The 16,005-nt window shown below is 67.4% G+C and carries 12 protein-coding genes; 3 read left to right on the top strand and 9 right to left on the bottom strand.

Annotated features, from left to right (window positions below; genetic code table 11):
• Window positions 1-71: 71 nt before the first annotated feature.
• The 7 genes from HALRU_RS03115 to HALRU_RS03085 form a co-directional block, all read right to left on the bottom strand.
• A complete protein-coding gene (locus HALRU_RS03115) occupies window positions 72-1,001 on the bottom strand; it encodes a methyltransferase domain-containing protein (RefSeq protein WP_015299953.1) in 930 nt (309 codons plus the stop codon).
• Entirely contained in the window at window positions 998-1,597 is a 600-nt protein-coding gene (locus HALRU_RS15840; RefSeq protein ID WP_015299952.1) for a hypothetical protein, read from the bottom strand. The genes HALRU_RS03115 and HALRU_RS15840 overlap by 4 nt, the downstream gene beginning before the upstream one ends.
• Window positions 1,598-1,764: 167 nt before the next feature.
• Entirely contained in the window at window positions 1,765-2,538 is a 774-nt protein-coding gene (locus HALRU_RS03105) for an enoyl-CoA hydratase/isomerase family protein (protein WP_015299951.1), read from the bottom strand.
• 186 nt (window positions 2,539-2,724) lie between these two features.
• A complete protein-coding gene (locus HALRU_RS03100; RefSeq protein WP_015299950.1) occupies window positions 2,725-5,457 on the bottom strand; it encodes a heavy metal translocating P-type ATPase in 2,733 nt (910 codons plus the stop codon).
• Window positions 5,458-5,499: 42 nt separating this feature from the next.
• Window positions 5,500-6,363: a hypothetical protein gene (locus HALRU_RS03095; RefSeq protein WP_015299949.1), complete on the bottom strand. Its 864-nt coding sequence runs from the start codon at window positions 6,361-6,363 to the stop codon at window positions 5,500-5,502.
• 281 nt (window positions 6,364-6,644) lie between these two features.
• Complete coding sequence (locus HALRU_RS03090; RefSeq protein WP_015299948.1) at window positions 6,645-8,276, bottom strand: alkaline phosphatase family protein; 1,632 nt, start codon at window positions 8,274-8,276, stop codon at window positions 6,645-6,647.
• Window positions 8,277-8,415: 139 nt separating this feature from the next.
• On the bottom strand, window positions 8,416-9,447 hold the full coding sequence (locus HALRU_RS03085; protein WP_015299947.1) for a GNAT family N-acetyltransferase: 1,032 nt from the start codon (window positions 9,445-9,447) through the stop codon (window positions 8,416-8,418).
• A gap of 374 nt (window positions 9,448-9,821) precedes the next feature.
• Here HALRU_RS03085 and HALRU_RS03080 point away from each other — a divergent pair, with 374 nt between their 5' ends.
• Entirely contained in the window at window positions 9,822-11,201 is a 1,380-nt protein-coding gene (locus HALRU_RS03080; RefSeq protein WP_015299945.1) for a DUF1616 domain-containing protein, read from the top strand.
• A gap of 228 nt (window positions 11,202-11,429) precedes the next feature.
• A complete protein-coding gene (locus tag HALRU_RS03075) occupies window positions 11,430-12,563 on the top strand; it encodes a hypothetical protein (protein WP_015299944.1) in 1,134 nt (377 codons plus the stop codon).
• A gap of 134 nt (window positions 12,564-12,697) precedes the next feature.
• On the opposite strand, the gene HALRU_RS03070 is transcribed toward HALRU_RS03075, so the two are convergent.
• Together HALRU_RS03070 and HALRU_RS03065 are read right to left on the bottom strand one after the other, a co-directional pair.
• Window positions 12,698-13,612 (bottom strand): glycosyltransferase, encoded by a 915-nt coding sequence (locus HALRU_RS03070; protein WP_015299943.1) that lies wholly within the window; start codon window positions 13,610-13,612, stop codon window positions 12,698-12,700.
• Window positions 13,613-13,652: 40 nt separating this feature from the next.
• Window positions 13,653-14,744 carry a GNAT family N-acetyltransferase gene (locus HALRU_RS03065; protein WP_015299942.1) on the bottom strand — a complete coding sequence of 364 codons (1,092 nt, stop codon included), beginning with the start codon at window positions 14,742-14,744 and terminating at the stop codon, window positions 13,653-13,655.
• Window positions 14,745-14,863: 119 nt separating this feature from the next.
• Here HALRU_RS03065 and HALRU_RS03060 point away from each other — a divergent pair, with 119 nt between their 5' ends.
• On the top strand, window positions 14,864-15,970 hold the full coding sequence (locus HALRU_RS03060) for a CARDB domain-containing protein (RefSeq protein WP_015299941.1): 1,107 nt from the start codon (window positions 14,864-14,866) through the stop codon (window positions 15,968-15,970).
• The last annotated feature ends 35 nt before the right edge of the window (window positions 15,971-16,005 follow it).

Here is a 16,005-nt window from a genome sequence, read left to right as displayed (position 1 = left end):
CGACGGCCCAATCGTCGAACTCCGCTCGTCGGCTGATTGGCGGTGCCTCGACGATCGATCCGGTCCGCTACTCACTTCTCCGACCCGTATATCGGCACGAGTACGTGTCGGAGCGCGGGGAGCGCGTCGTGGGCCGCGCGGACCTGCTCGACCACCGTCTCGGCGTCGGTACCCAGGTGAACGAGCGTGCGTTTCAGGAGTCGACCGAGCGGCCCGTCGGCGACTACGAGAAACCGTCGCGTCCACGCCCGAAAACGACGAACGCTGTAGGCGGAGATGTCAGTGATGAGTGGCACGGAGAGATCGGCCGACTCGATCGCTTCCCGGTAGGCGTGGCGCGTCCACAGCGGTGGCATGTCCCAGGCGTCCTGGAAGCGCGCGAGTGCCCGTTCGTCGACGACGCCGGGGACGGCGAGGAGGTCGGAGACGACACAGACACCGCGCGGCGCGATCACACGGGCGAGTTCGCCGAACAGGCGCTCCTTTTCGGGTTCGTAGACGATGGCGTCGAGCGACAGGCAGGCGCCGAACGCATCGCGATCGAACGGCAGGTGGGTCGCGTCGCCCGCGACGAACGACGGGACGGCCGTCGGTTCGGCGTCGTCGGACGTCGAGTGTCGCCGCGCGATGGCCACGTTGTCGGGAACGAGGTCGACGCCGACGATGTCGGCGGCGTAGCGCGCTGCGACGTCCCGCGTGGCGCCGCCGCGGCCGCATCCGAGATCGAGGACGCGCCGCTCGTGCCAGTGCGGATCGAGCGAGGACAGTTCCGAGAGGGCTCGCTCGACGAGGCGTCGCTGCGGTGCGCCGATCAGGTGCGTCTGCCACGCCCGGGAATAGCCCATGTTGAGGTACGCGTCAGTGGGCAACACGAGGTCGAGCGCTCGCCAGACATCGTTGCGCTGCTCGCTGTTTCCGAACTGTGCCGACAGCCGGTCTGCCCGATCGCGATGATCGCTCCCTCGCGACGCACCGTCGGGGACGAACGGGCGGCCCGTCACTCGTCTCGCCCTCCGGTCACCGCCTCGGTGGTGTCGACGGTCGAGCCGGTCTGCTCCGGGGTGGAACCGCCAGTGATGACGTCCCCTGCGTTCGGGGTGTCAGTCCCGGTGTCCCCCGCGATCGGGGTGTCAGTCCCGGTGTTCCTCGCGTTCGGGTTGTCGGTGCCGGTGTTCCTCGCGTTCGGGTTGTCGGTGCCGGTGTTCCTCGCGCTGGATGTGTCGGCACTCCCCGCGGCGGAGACGTCCGAGTAACAGTGTGCGGACGCCTCGCAGTACGCCAGATTCGTACAGCTCCGCGGGCGATCGTACTCGATATCGCGGTGTCGCCGGAGGAACGTGACGTAGCCGTCGTCGACGCGATCGAGTTTTTCGTGACAGAGCCACGTCGGCCCCCACCGGCCCGCGGCCAGGTTTCGGTACGGACAGCGGAAGATCGTCCGCTCGGTGCCGTCAACCCGCGGCGTCTCGACGATCCGTACACCAACCAGTCGGTAGGCCAGGCGCAATCGGCGGACGACCGCTTCGGGCGAGTGCGCTCGAACGAACAGGAGGTGGGCGAACCCGTAGCCGAACCAGTGCAGCGCCCGTTCCAGCATGGCACCGGTCTACTTCGAGCGGTGCAATGACTCTTGGGACCGCCTTCAAACCGTGATTGTCGAGCACGGATGACAGTCGCGACGGGAGCCGACCGATGTAGCGGCCGAACCGGCTTCGGGAGGGGTGGCCGAACGTGCCGTGTGGTTGGGCTCGCCGTGCAGGCGTGCTACTGCCCCTGAAAGTCCGGGTCGCGGTCGGCGACGAACGCCTCGATCCCCTCCGACGAGTCGTCGGTGTGGTAGGCTTCGATCTGGGCCGTGGCCTCGCGTTCTAGATGCTCCTCTAACGTGTTCGCGTTGGCCCGGAGGAGGAGTCTGCGGATGGCAGCGAACGCACGCGTCGGACCGTTGGCCAGTTCGACCGCGCGCGTCGTGACGAGTTCGTCGAGCGCGTCGCCGCTCGCGGTTTCGGTAACGAGTCCCAGCGACGCCGCCTCGGTGGCGTCGACCATTCGGCCGGTCGAGAGCAGTTCGAAGGCGGTCTGGACGCCGACGAGTCGGGGGAGCGTCCAGGTCGCGCCGGTGTCGGCCGAGAGGCCGATCTTCGCGAAGGAGAACCCGATGCTGGCGTCTTCGGCGGCGTAGACGAGGTCGCAGGCGATCGCGAGCGCTGCGCCGGCGCCGACTGCTGGGCCGTCGACGCGGGCGATCACGGGCATCGACGCCGTCGCGATTTCGCGCACCGCCGCGTGGAAGCTGCGGTTGACCAGCCCAGTCGAGGGTTCCTCACCGACGGTCGTCAGGTCCAGTCCCGCGCAGAAGGCGTCACCCTCGCCGGTGAGGACGACCGCACGGATACCGTCGTCCGCGTCGAGGTCGCGGATCGTCGCGGCCAGTTCCTGTGTCTCTGCGCGCGAGACGGCGTTTCGGCGTTCGGGTTTCGAGATAACGACGCGTGCCAGTGGGTCGTCGTCGAGGCGCTCGGTGACGATCGTGCTCATACGACCCGCCACTCACGAGGGAGGCATAATCCTGTTCGTCTCGGACGGCGCTCCGCCCCGCCCTGCCCGACAGACCCTCGACTCGTCCGACAGCCCTCCGACCCGTCGCGTCTCGCCAACTCCTCGGACTGCACCGCTCCGCCGGTCGATCTTCGGGGTACTCAGTCGCAACCGAGGCCGAACGTCTCAGTCCCGTCCAAACCTGATCGGATACGTCGCGTACGCGAGAATAGATCCAGTGGCGACGACGGCACCGGCCATCGTCACCAGCGGGCTCGCCAGACCGACGAGGACGGCGGGGATGGCGATCGCGTTGTACGAGAACGCCAGCCAGCGCGTCCCGCGACGACGTCTTCGTGCGCGTGCAGCGAGCGCGAACGCTCGCTCGACGCCGGCGAGGTCGTCGTCCGCGATCGCGAGGGCAGCGGCGTCGGCCGCCAGCGCAGTCCCGCCGCCTAGGGCGATCCCGAGATCGGCCGCCGCGAGCGCCGGTGCATCGTTCGTCCCGTCGCCGACCATCGCGACGCGTCCCTCGGCGGCGAGTCGCCGCACCGCCTCGACCTTCCCCGTCGGCGGCACGTCGGCGTAGATCGCCGTGATGCCGTCACGCCCGGTCAGAAAGTCGGCCCCAGCCGCGTCGTCGCCGGTGAGGACGACGACGTCGACGTCGCGATCAGCGAGCGACTCGACCGTCCCGGTCCACGCGTCGCGTGGCTGGTCGCCGACCGCGACGACGCCCTCGGCCCGTCCGTGCTGACCCACGACGACCGGCAGGTGGCCTGCCTCCCGGATCGCCTCGACCCGCGTTTCGATCGCCTCGTCGATGGACCAGCCCCGGACGGCGAACAGCGACGGATGCCCGACGAGGGTCGGCTCACCGTCGACCTCGCCGGCGACACCGGTCGGGGCGGTCTCGAACGCGTCGACCGTCGGCACGCCGCCGGCGACTGCACCGTCCGTGGGCACCGACTCGTCAGTCGCGCCGTCGGCCTGCGGGACGAGATGGTCACCCGCTCCGTCCGTCCCAGCACCTCCGCCGGAGCCACTGGCCGCGTCCGGCAGGAACGCTTCGACGATGGCGTCGGCAGCAGGGTGTGCGGCACGGCGTTCGAGCGCCGCGGCGGCCCGGAGGACCCGATCCGGCCCCGTCGCGTCGCGGACCGTCATCTCGCCGGTCGTGAGCGTGCCCGTCTTGTCGAAGACGACGGTGTCGACGTCCCTGAGTCGGCCGAAGACAGTTTCGTCGAAGACGACGACCCCCTTCCTGGCCGCCTCCTGCAGGCTGGTGGCGACGGAGACGGGGGTGGCGAACGCGAGCGCCCACGGACTCCCGACGAGCAGGGCGAGCAGGAGGTGTCTGAGGGCTGCGATCGGGCCATCGCCGACGAGCAGCGTTCCTGCGGCGGCGAGGAGGGCGGCGCCGACGACGAGCGGGAGGAGGCGGCCGGCGAGGTCGTCCGTCCGATCGGACGCCGCGTGCGTGGCACTCTGGAGGTTCCAGACACGGCGGGTGAGCCCGTCGAGTCGGCTCGTCGACCGATCCCCGACGGTGACGACGGCGCTGCCGGTCGTGACGGTCGACCCGCCCACGACCTCGTCGCCGGCGGTGCGCTCCTGTGGGAGCGATTCACCGGTAAGAAGCGCCTCCGCGACGGTACAGCTGCCGTCGGCGAGGGTGCCGTCGACCGGGATGCGTTCGCCCTGTCGGACGAGGATCCGGTCGCCCGCCGACAGGTCACCCGTGGGGACGACCTGCGACGAGCCGTCCGGGGTGAGCCGGCGCGCCTCGGCGACGGAAGCCCGGGTGAGTGCGGTGAGCCGCGAGACGGCGTCGCGTTTGACGGTCGACTCCCAGTAGATCGCGCCCATGACCGTCGCGGCGACGACGATCGTGAGATCGAAGTAGAGGTCGAACCGGCCGGTGAGCACCGCGATCGCGCCGTAGAGGTAGGCGGCGACGATCGGCAGCGTCGCGAGCAGGTGGGCGTTCGCTCGGCGGAGCGAGAGGGCGAGAAAGGCGCCGCGCAGCAACGGCCGCCCGGTCAGGTACAGGATGGCGCCGGTCAGGCCGAGAAACAGCGGCAGGACGCCCCAGTCGAGTTCCATCGACCCGCCGAAGATCGAGAGCGCCGCCCAGCCGGTGAGATCGGCGAGCGCGGCGGGGTAGAACAGGACGGCGTACGGAACCAGCAGGAAGGAGCCGAAGACGACGCCGACGACGTAGCGCATCTCCAGAAAGTCGTCGGCTCGGCGCTTCCGGAAGCCGGAGACCTCGCGATCGCGATGGGTCCGTCCGGTGACGTCCGCACCGATCGATCCGCCCTCCGAGCCCGCGCCTGTGTCAGCGGCCTCGTGCCGGTCGTTCCGCTCGTACCGGTCGTTACGCTCGGGCTGGTCGCCCTGGCGATCCCGCCGGAACGCGGTGAATCCGAGTCCCGTGAGTCGCTCTGCGAGCGTTTCGGCCGAGACCTGCGCAGGGTCGTGATCGACGCTGACGCTCTCGGTCACGTAACTGGCCGAGGCGTCGTCGACGCCGTCGATCCCCGTCGCGACCGATTCGAGGTATCGCTCGTCGTGGGCGGCGTGCATACCGTCCATCCGGAAGTGCGTCCGGACGAGATCGCCCGCTGGTTCGCCCGACGATGCCGCGGCGTTGTCAGGCGTCGCCTCGGACACGGGACCGGCGTCCGGTCCAGATCCGGCGGCCGGCTGTCCGGAATCGGTACCAGCGTGTTCCGCAGGTGCTGGGTCGAGCGCGTCGGCGAGGCGTCGACAGCCGGGCGAGCAAAACGACTCCTCGGCCACACCCTCGTCGGTGTGGTGCTGAGTCGGTCCGTGTGAGTCGTCGGTGCTATCGTCCGTGAGGGCCGTGCCACAGAACGAACACCGCCGGCTCGGTCCGGCGTCGCCGGAGTTCACGGCGGTGATTGGGTGCTTGCGTCAATAACGCTGGCGATCGGTCTACTCGCTCGCCTCGGCGCCGTCGGGCGAAAGCTGGAGGACGACGACGGCCTGTCCGTGGGAGCCACCGGGTTCGTACGTCCAGGCACCACCGGCCTCCTCGTAGGAGACGGCGTCCTCGATCGGATCGACGTCGGTGTCCCAGTTGTCGTTGGCCTGCTGGATGTAGCCGACGACGTCGATGGCGTCCGCGTAGTCGCCCGTCACTTCCGCCTCGCCGTAGGAGATCGTGCCATCCTCGGGGAGGCCGTGGAACTCGATGCAGTGGCTGTCCATGACCCCGTCACCCTGTGCGAGGGACGACGACGTCCCGAACTGATCGGCGTCGAGTGGCTGGCGCTCGTCACTGACCGGGAACTCGACCGCGAACGGATCCGCCAGGGAGTGCCAGGAGAGGCTCTCGCCGGTCGGAACCGTGACGGTCGTGTTCGGCACCGACTCCCCAACGATCGGTTCGCCGTCCGCGTTGAGCAGCGTCACGCAGAGCTTCCCGGAGCCGGCACCCAGGTACGGTTCGCGGTACTCGTCGCGCGGGTTGACGTAGCTCACCCACTCGCCGTCGGGATCGCGAGCCTCGAAGTAGGGGTCACCCTCTTCGGGAGCGGCGATGTTCGCCGCGGCTTCGGAGACCGCGGGGGTGCCGTCCGATTCGTTGGTCGTGCCGTCCGATTCGTTCGAGGAGTCATCATCCGGGGACGCGCCCGGGTCGGTGGCGTCGACGTCCGTCGGTGCGTCGCCCGGTTCGTCGTCGGCGAGGAGATCGCCCCCGAAGCCGATGCCGAACACCGACGAGAGGACGACGACGCCGATGACGATGCCTGCGACTGCTGCGAGTCCGCCGAGTGCAAGTCCGCTCCGTTGCATGTGTAACCCAGTCGGCATCGATCACGGCTATTGATATGACAGCCGTACCGGCGAGAAACCGATCGTTTCGGGATCGATGACGATCGGAATCGACTGACTACGACAGGGTGACGAGTGTTCGACTGTCGTGAACGGATGCTGCGTCGGTCACGTGTTCGCCCCCTCAACTGATGCCGGCGGCTCACGTCAGAACGGCGGGTTTCCGATCGGTGTGCACGTGGGTCGCGCGTGGCTAGAACTCGACTGCTGTCAGGCGCGTCGAACGAACCCGATCGAGAGAGCTACTCGATGTATCCCAGATCGGCCAGGCGCTGTTCGACGACGGCGTCGTCGGTCGCGGCCGACTCGTCGTTCTCGAACCGGGGATACGATTGCTCGCCAGTGTAGGAGACACATGGGAGGACGGTCCCGTCCATGCGCTCGTCCGCGGGGACGTCGAACGTCGAGAGGACGGTCGGCGCGACGTCACAGAGATGGGCGTGCCCGATCCCTTCGCGGAGGTCGACCGTCTCACCGGCGACAGCGACGAATCCCTCGAGTTTGTGGTTCCAGGGTTCGGTCGGCTGGCCGAAGCGCTCGCCGTGCAGCGTCGTCGAGAGGAAGTGGTCGTAGCCGACCGGGATCGTCACGATGTCGACCGCTCGGTGGCTCTCCGGCCCGTGGAAGTAGGCCTCTCGCGGCGCGACGGCCTCGAAGACCGGCTCACCGTCCGGTGTGGTGAGTGCCCGGAGCTCGTTCATCAGGTCGGCGCGGACGTCGTCGTAGGCGGACTCGTGGACGACGCCGTTCGGATCGCGACCTTGCAGATTGAGCCGGATCCCGCACTCGATCCGCGAACGCATGTAGGCAGCCGAGTGCCGAAAGTCGACCTGCTCCGTGCCGGCACTGACGAGGGCGTCGGGCACGCGACTCGCGACCGCGTCGGCGAGACCCACCCGGTCGAGGGCGGCGCCGACCCGCTGGCTCGTCAGTCCCACCGACGCGAGCGCGGCCATCGATCGCTGGAGGGGGCCGGGCCCGGTCCCGTCGCTCGTTGCGTCGTCGCCCGCTCTCGTCGTCTCCTCACCCGCTTTTAGACTCCGCTCACGCGCACGGGACCAGGTCGGCATGCCGCGACCGCCGCGGACCGTCTCGACGGTGCCCAGTTCCCGGAGGAAGTCGTTGACGCGGAACTCGACGCCCTCGTAGGGTCCCATCCCGTGGTCGCTCGCGACGACGATCGTCTCCGGGTGGCAGGTTTCTATCGTCGCCGCGAGCTGGCGGTCGACCTCGCGATAGAGCGCGCGGATGCCCGCTTCGTCGTCGGGCCGGCGATGAAAGATCGAGTCGGTGGCCTGGAACTGCAGAAAGCCGAAGTCCGGGTCGAACCGGTCGGCGAGGTAGCGAAACGCCTCGCCACGCGAGCGGATGGCCCGGCAATAGGCGTCGGTCGAGTCGTCGTCGGGGTAGACGGTGTAATTCCCGATCGCGTCGCGCACGTCGTCCAGCAGCCCCTCGGGGTGACACGTCGGGTCCTCGGGGGCGGTGTAGCCCGGTATCAGGGCGCCGTCGAAGGATCTGGGCGGGTGGGTTACCGGCGCGTTCACCACGACGCTGCGGAAGCCGTGGCGGTCGAGGAGTTCCCAGAGGGTTCGCTCGCGGACGTCGGTCGCGTTGACGACGTCCCAGTCGTAGCCCTCGAACGTGAGAAAGCTGAAGACGCCGTGTTTGCCGGGGTTCATCCCGGTATAGAGCGAGGGCCACGCGCTCGCGGTCCACGGCGGGACCTGCGACTGCAGCGGCCCGCTCGCGCCCGTCGAGACGATCGAGGCGAGCGTCGGCAACTCCCCCTCGGCGAACAGCGGCTCCAGGACCCGCTCGCAGGCCGCGTCGATTCCGACAAGCAGCGTCCGGAGCTCGGTGTCGGCTGTCATCGGCCCCGACGACCACTCGACGTCGTTTGGGTAGTGACGTACTTCGGTCGGGTACGGTCACGATACCCGACGGATCGTGCTGTCGTGGGTTCAGTCGGGCCCGTCACACCATCGACCGTCGAGCGTTCGGTCACCACCATCACTTCACCGACTGGTAGAGGTGCGCGAGCGTCTGCATGCCCCAGGACCCTCGCTCCATGCTGTAGGCGGTTCGCAGCGACGGGGCGAACTTCGCCTTGTAGCGATTGATCCGACGCGTCTCGCCGCCGACGAGGTCGTAGGTGGCGAGGCCGCGCTCGCGAGCGTCGCGCATGACCGCCCAGTCGAGCAGGTCGTTCACCGGCACGTCGACGTCGCGGTCCGTCCGGACGCCGCCCATCCACCGGCCGATCGTGTCGCCGTACTCGACGGCTAGGATGCCGCCGACGAATTCGCCGTCGACGCGACAGATGTAGGGCCGGATCGTCCCCCGATCGGCACGTTCGTGGAGGGCGACGACGAAGTCGGCAGGGACGTCGAAGTCGACGCCCTGGGAGTGATACCGCTCGCGAACCTGGGTGACGATTCGCCGGATCGCGGCAGAGGCGTCGCACCCCTCCTCAGCACTCCCGCAGTCGACGATCTCGTAGGCGTCCGCCGGCGTGTTGGTCACGTTCCGGCGGGCGTCGCTGCTGAACCGATCCAGCAGGGTTTCCTCGTCCGCCGAGAGGTCGACGTGGTAGGTGAACTCGGGGGTCACGTCGTACTCGGCCCATTTGAACGAGCGCACGTCGGAATAGGTCGGTCCCGTCCGGACGTGCGTGTAGCGCGGTCCGAGTTCGTCGTCGATCCACTCGAGACAGCCGTCGACGAATCGCTCGCGGCGCTTCTCGCGTTTTCGCTGTTTCAACTTGCCGAGGTTCAGCGTGGCGGGGCCGAGCGCGGGCACGCGAAGGTTCGGGGGCGGCGAGAACGCCGTCATCACGGGCCCCTTCCGGAGCGCGAAGACGGGGAAGACGCCGACCGGTTCCTGCCCCTTGAAGCCGACGAGCGGGTGGAGTCGAGCGCCGGCGTACTCGGCCAGCGTTCGCAGGGCGTCGTACTCGTGGAATAGCGTCCCCTGCGGCGACCGCGAGACGTAGTCGTTCCACCGTGAGACGTCCTCGTCGGTCGCGACGCGGACGTCTACCACCGGTCGTCACCTCCGCTCCCGCTGTCGGCGTCGGTCAGCCGACGCGCGGCCGCGCTTCCGCCCGCGACGACAGCATCGATTTCTGGCTGTGCGCTCGCACTGGTGAGCATACGTCAGGGCTCGTGACGAGTCGGTTTTGTAATCGACCGCCTTCCCGCGGTGTCCGGCTCGTTCCGCTGCGATCCGTCGGGTCACTGCCCCGAACCACGCACGGTGTCGGGGAGTGTCGTCTCCCGAGTAGTCACACGCTTCCGTCCGGAGACCGGCCGTCGCGAGGTTGCAAGCCGACTGTTTTCCGGACCTGACTACCACGGCCAGACGACTACCCGGTATTCGAGTCGTAACAAACCCCGTATGGGTCGGTTCCTCGACCGATGAAGGAGCCGTTCGAACGATCGCGGTCGAGCCACGCCCAGTCGACCGACCGATCCCGGCCCACCGGCCCGGCCGACCTCGCGACGCTCTGTGGGTTCGCCCTCGTCGCCGTCGTCGTCCTCGTCGGCTGGAACCCCGCTTCGCCGCCGATCCGGGCGATCGTCGGCCTCCCGCTGTTGTTTCTGGCACCCGGCTACGCGTTCGTCTCGCTTTGCTTTCCCGCTGGGTCGTCGACGGCCGGGGCCGAGACGGCTCGCGGTGCACTCGGGACCAGGACGCCGTCCGACGGCGAGCGGCTCGCCCTTTCGTTCGGGTCGAGCCTGGCGATCTTGCCGATCCTCGGACTGGTGATCCCGTCGGTGGCCTCCTTCGAGATGGCCCCGGTCGTCGGCAGTATCGCCGCGGTCACCGTCCTGACGGCCGTCGGGGCGTGGCTCCGTCGATTGCGACTGGCGCCCGCACGGCGATATCGTCCCGCTCTCGCCCGCCGGTGGTCGACGCTGCGATCGGCTCTGTTGCCCACGGGTTCGCCACTGCTCGCCGCGACGAACATCGTTCTCGCGGTCAGCGTCGTCGTCGCGATCACGACCGGTGGCTACGCACTCCTCTCGCCGCAGGACGGGGAGCGCTACACGGGGATGCAACTGCTCGCCGAGGACGAGAGCGGCGAGCTGGTCGCCGCCGGCTATCCCACGGAGATCGAACCTGGGGAGTCAGTCCCGCTCACCGTCGCCGTCGACAACCAGGAACACCGCGACGTAACCTACGACCTCGTCGTCCGCCAGGAGCGCTACGTCGACGGCGACCACCGCGACAGCGAGGTGATCCACGAATCGACGCTCTCGGTGTCCGACGGCGAGACCGTCCATCGCGACGTCGCCGTGACGCCGACGGCCGACTCCGGCCAGCTCCGACTGGTCTACCTCCTCTACGCGGACGACGTCCCGTCGGACCCGACACCCGAGAATGCATACCGGTACACGCACCTCTGGATCGACGTCGGCGACACGTCGGCCGGTGACGGTTCAGACGGGACCACCTCGCCGCCCGGGGCGGGCGAGCCCGGTGACGGAGACGAAGACCCGCCTGACGACAACGAGTCGGACGATGATGACGGCGACAACGAGTCGGACGACAGTGACGATGGACTCAGTGACGATGACGACGAGTCGGACGACGGTGACGACGACTCCGACGATGGCGGAAACGAGTCAGACGACGGTTCCCCCGCTCCACCAGACGACGGATCGGGTGACGGAGACGGCGATACCGGGAACGAGTCCGGAACAGACGACAGCGGTCTCGACTCAGGTGCTGACGACGAGGACGACGAAGCCGGGTTCGACGGGGATATCGGGCTCAGACTACTCGGGCGATGATCTCTCGTCCTCTCTCCCTCTTGCTCTCCCTCCCGCTCCCTTTCTCACTCACTCTCACGCGCTCGTTTCTCACCTGTTCTCCCTCGGTTTCCCGCTCGCGACGGTATGTCCGTAACTCGTGACCTCGGTAGGCTGCAGCACGTTTCGTGAAAAAACGTAATACGGTCGTACTGCTGTGCAACGGCGCCATAACAAATCACCGTCTCGGTCTCCGTCCGAAGGCAAGGTATGATCCGCATCAATCGAACGACCCTCGCCGTGGTGGGGCTCGCCCTCGTCACGATCGGACTGAGCGTTTTCGCAGTCGGAACGCCGATCGCCGACGCAGCGACAGAGCCGCCGGCACCGACGGCCGACGCGGCCGGGGTCCAGCCACAGGTTTCGGACAATCTCTCACTGGCCGCGTACAACGACGGCACGTACTCGGTGAAACAGGGTGACCGCTGTATCCCGATCACGCCGCTCGGGGACGGCTACCAGACCGCCGAGGAGTACTACGACTACCGACATCCCGAGACGAACCCGAGTTCGTATATGTACAGTTCCCACGGAACGACGAACCTCCAGGAGGGTGATACGAGCCGCCTCTTCCTCCACGACGGCGGTGACGGCCTCAACCTCGGTATCGTTCACGGCGAACTCGAAGGCACCGGCGACGGCGGGGGAGTGACGTTCGTGTTCACCGGTCTCCCGGACGGCGAGTGGGCCGTCAAGGACGACCAGTACGACTTAGACCTCGTGAACGGCTCCGGAACCAACGACGACGTCTGGGACAGCCGCAACGACGCGAGTCGCGTCAGCTGGACCTGGGCCGATGGGCGAACCGACGGCGGCATGTACACCGGCCTCGGTGACGACTTCTCGATCGAGATCTCGCCCTCGTTCAACGACGCGGCGGATCTGCAACTGAACGACGGCGAGATAACTGACTGGCAGGTCGTCTCCGGCGACGATCGCGATCCGCAGACGGCATCGCTCGATATGACAGAGTCGATCGAACTTCGGTCTGGCGGCTGTACGGCCGTCACTGCACTCGACGTCGAGGACGCCACCAGCGACTCCGTGACGATCAACGCGACCGTGACGAACCAGGGGGACGCCGAAGAGACCGTCACCGTCCCGCTCGCACTCGACGGCGAGGTCGTCGACGAACACGAGCTGACGGTCGCACCGAACGGCGTCGTAACGTTCAACGCGAGCGTCGCGACTGACGGTGCGGAGACGGTCTCCGTCGGTGGCGCGTCGGCGAGCATCGAACCTGACGATGGTGGATTCGCCAGTCGACTACCCGGATTCGGGGTGCCGGTCGCGCTCACTGCCCTCGTCTTCGTGCTGGCGCTGGGTGCGAGGCGACGGCGCTGAGCTCGTCTTTTTTGACTTGCAGTCGGCGCTTCCACTGGCCAGTGATGGCCCAGGGTTGACCGTAGCCCGCTCGCTGTCGAGCGTCGATTCGAGTAGCAATGCGTGACGTATCGGCCGGGACGCGACCAGTGCTGTCAGGGGACCGTTTGTCTGTAGACGGAGAGAATGCGCTCGCCCATTCGATCCAATCCGAACGGCTTGACGGCGTCGCGACCACCGGGTTCTTCCGCGGCGTCCAGTGTTTGCCGGAGTCTCATCGCCAGTTCGTCGACCGATGATCCCACGCCACTGACACCGAGGGAGCCGACGCGTTCCGGAACGTCGCCGACCGGGGTCGAGACGACCGGGGTGTTGCACGCGAGCGCTTCCTTGATCGTGCTTGGTGAGCCTTCCCGGTGAGAGGTGAGCAGGAGGGTGTCGGCGGCGTTCATGTAGTACGGTATCAGGTCGTACTCGACGCCTGAGACCGTGTGCAGTTCGATGTCGAACGGCGCCCGGTCCGCCGCCCGCTCGACGACGCGCTCGGCGAGTGGATAGTTTTTGACGGGCCGATCCGGGTGATAGGGAAACAGCACGTGCCGGCCGTCGGTCGGCCAGTCGACGACGTCGCGAGCGCGTTCGGTCTCGATCGGCCGGAACTTGTCGAGATCGATGCCGTAGGGGATGACGTGGGCGTCCCGCGACAGGAGTTCGGCCATCTCTGCGCTCACCACGATGACGTCGTCGCAGAACCGGGCGAACTGTTTCGTCAGGCCACCGAACCGCCCCATCAGGTCGGACCCGACCAGACTCGTCACGACGGGGACGCGTCGCTGTGCCATGGCCGCCGGGATCGTCAACCCGAAGTTGGCGTGAACGAGATCGTACGTGTTCAGGCCCTGTGCACGGACTGTCGGGCAGAATCGGAGGTAATCCGTGACACGCCGCCCGTCCGGACCGGATCGCGGGACTTCGAGGACGTCACTCTCGACGCCACGATCGGCCAGCGCCGCGACCTGATTGGTCAGGTAGGTGGCCTCGGCGTTGGTGGTCAACTGGAGGACACGCACTGGCAGTCGCCTCCGAAACAGTGGCGTGTGGTCAGTTCGATCACGCGTTCCACCACTTGTACAGCGATAGTAGCGGCTGCACGCCCGTCGCAGTCCGTTCGAGGATGGCGTACGTGGCGAGATCTGGATTGAACTTCGCCTTGTAGTCCCAGAGCCGTTCGACGTTGGCGCCGGAGAGTTCGGCGACCACACAGCCGTCGTCACGGGCTCGACGCATCGAGTGCCAGTTCAGCAGATCGTTGATTGGCAGGTCGACCTCCGCTCGCGGTTTCGGCACACCCTGCCAGAACGTGAGTCGGTCGCCGTACGTGAGTGAGAGCCGACCGGAGACTGGCTCACCGTCTACGGAGAGTTCGTAGACCTCGATCGCACCCGCTGGCAGCTCCCGGTAGATCCGCGTCAGAAAGTTCGTCGAGAGCGGGAACGTCTCGCCCTGCTCGGCGAAGCGCCGATCGAGCTGGCCCGCTAGTCGCTCGACTGTCGCCTCGCCACCACGCTCGAGGTGGTATCCTGGGTCAGTACCGTCGCCTTCGTCGGCTTCGTCGCTACCGCGACCCTCGTCGGCGTGGACCACCTCGCCGCCGTCGGCGACGGCGTGTGGCTCGTACGCGTCCTGAATGGAGGTTCGGGCGTCACGCGAGAACGATCGGAGCAACTCGGACTCGTCTCGCCCGATATCCAGTTCGTAGGTGAACCGGGGCGTCACGTCGAAGCCGCGCCAGCTGAAGGGCCGAACTTCGTCGTAGGTCGGATTCGTGACGATCCGGACGTAGTGGGGATCGATCTCGTCGTCGATCCACTCCAGGCAGGTTTCGACGAACTCCTTCGTCCGGAGCGTCGCCTTCCGGTACTTGATGTTCGGATCGAGCATCATCGCCGGGCCGAGGTGCGGGATACCAGCGTGCGGTGGCGGCGAGAAGAGGAGCCGGAGCGGCCCTTTCGAGTCGACGAACAACGGGAGAACGCCGATCGGATGGTCGCCGTTCTTCCCGACGAGACGCGTGAGCTCCGTGTCTGTCTCATCGGCAATGGCATGAAGGAACTCGGCCCGATGGAAGGCTGTACTCTGTGTCGATCTATCGACGTACGTGTTCCACTCGTCGTCGGCAGGTAATCGGTGAACGTCAATCATTCGTGCGTGTTCGCTCGTCTCACCAACGACCGATTCACCGAAAAGTAGCGACCGGCTACTGCTGAATAACGTTCGAGATAACTACTGGCGGGGTTCGGGTCCCCAACGTACGAACCTCCATGACTGACAGGAAAACGGACGGGTTCGGTGCCGACGCGCTGCGGTTGCTAACGGTGCTGGCACTCGTCGCCGTAACGGTCGGGCTGGCGACCGGCGGATCGATCGTCGCTGGTCAGGTCACCGACCAGGAATTGGCCAGCGAAAGACCGACTTCGATCGAATCTGCGGGCGTCACCGTCGAGCAGGGCGACCGCTGTCTCCCCGTCGCTCCGTTCGGCAACGGGACCGAGTCCGTCTCTGACTACTACGACTACCGAACGCCCAACACGACGCCGTCATCGTACACGTACAGCTCGTACGGAACGACGCACCTCCAGGCAGACGACACGAGCACCCTCTTCTTCTACGACGGCACCGACGGGCGCTCCCTCGTCGTGCTCCACGATCGCCTGGATGGCGACACTGACGGCGGATCCGCCACGATGCAGTTCGACGGGCTGCCGGCCGGCGGCGAGTGGACTGTCGAAGACGACGACTACGAGGGGCGAGACGACGTCTTTACGCACCGCGAGACGTCGAGCCGTATCTCGTGGGTCTGGACCGAGGGCCGGTCCGACGGCGCGGCGTTCACCGGCCTCGACGAGCCGTTCGCTGTAACGCTGACGCCGGCGTTCAACGAGGCGGCAGACGTCCGCTATACCGACGATGGCTACGACGGCCAAATCACCGACTGGCAGGTCGTTTCGAACGACGGGACCGCCACGCGGACGTCGCTCGCGATGGAGGAGCCGATCACCGTGCACTCGGGCGCGTGCTCGAGGGTAACCGGACTCGACGTTGCCGAGACGGCGGACGCGGAGGAACCGATCGACCTTGGCGCGACGGTGACGAACGACGGCGAGGGGCCGGAGACATTGACCGTCCCGTTCGTCGTCGACGGTGCCGTCGTCGACGAGCGAACCGTGACGCTCGCCGCCGGCGAGACCCGGACCCTCTCGACGTCGGTGACGCTCAACGAACCGGGGACGCGGACGGTTTCGGTGGGGGATAGCGAGGCAACGATCGACGTCGCTGACGGGGCCCTCGGTTCGTTCCTCCCCGGTTTTGGCGTGGTACTCGTGCTCGCTGGGATCGGCGTCGCAGTGATCGCCGTCCACCGACGATAGGTGTTCCCGGTCGGGAGATGACGTCGTTCTTTCCG

The organism is Halovivax ruber XH-70 (assembly GCF_000328525.1).
Lineage (GTDB): Archaea > Halobacteriota > Halobacteria > Halobacteriales > Natrialbaceae > Halovivax > Halovivax ruber.
This window is presented reverse-complemented; position numbering and strand designations above follow the sequence as displayed.

Bases quoted from the DNA above. Each gene is read 5' to 3' on its own strand.
- HALRU_RS15840 (WP_015299952.1), bottom strand. From the start codon at position 1,597: ATGCTGGAACGGGCGCTGCACTGGTTCGGCTACGGGTTCGCCCACCTC.
- HALRU_RS03105 (WP_015299951.1), bottom strand. From the start codon at position 2,538: ATGAGCACGATCGTCACCGAGCGCCTCGACGACGACCCACTGGCACGC.
- HALRU_RS03095 (WP_015299949.1), bottom strand. From the start codon at position 6,363: ATGCAACGGAGCGGACTTGCACTCGGCGGACTCGCAGCAGTCGCAGGC.
- HALRU_RS03090 (WP_015299948.1), bottom strand. From the start codon at position 8,276: ATGACAGCCGACACCGAGCTCCGGACGCTGCTTGTCGGAATCGACGCG.
- HALRU_RS03080 (WP_015299945.1), top strand. From the start codon at position 9,822: ATGAAGGAGCCGTTCGAACGATCGCGGTCGAGCCACGCCCAGTCGACC.
- HALRU_RS03075 (WP_015299944.1), top strand. From the start codon at position 11,430: ATGATCCGCATCAATCGAACGACCCTCGCCGTGGTGGGGCTCGCCCTC.
- HALRU_RS03065 (WP_015299942.1), bottom strand. From the start codon at position 14,744: ATGATTGACGTTCACCGATTACCTGCCGACGACGAGTGGAACACGTAC.
- HALRU_RS03060 (WP_015299941.1), top strand. From the start codon at position 14,864: ATGACTGACAGGAAAACGGACGGGTTCGGTGCCGACGCGCTGCGGTTG.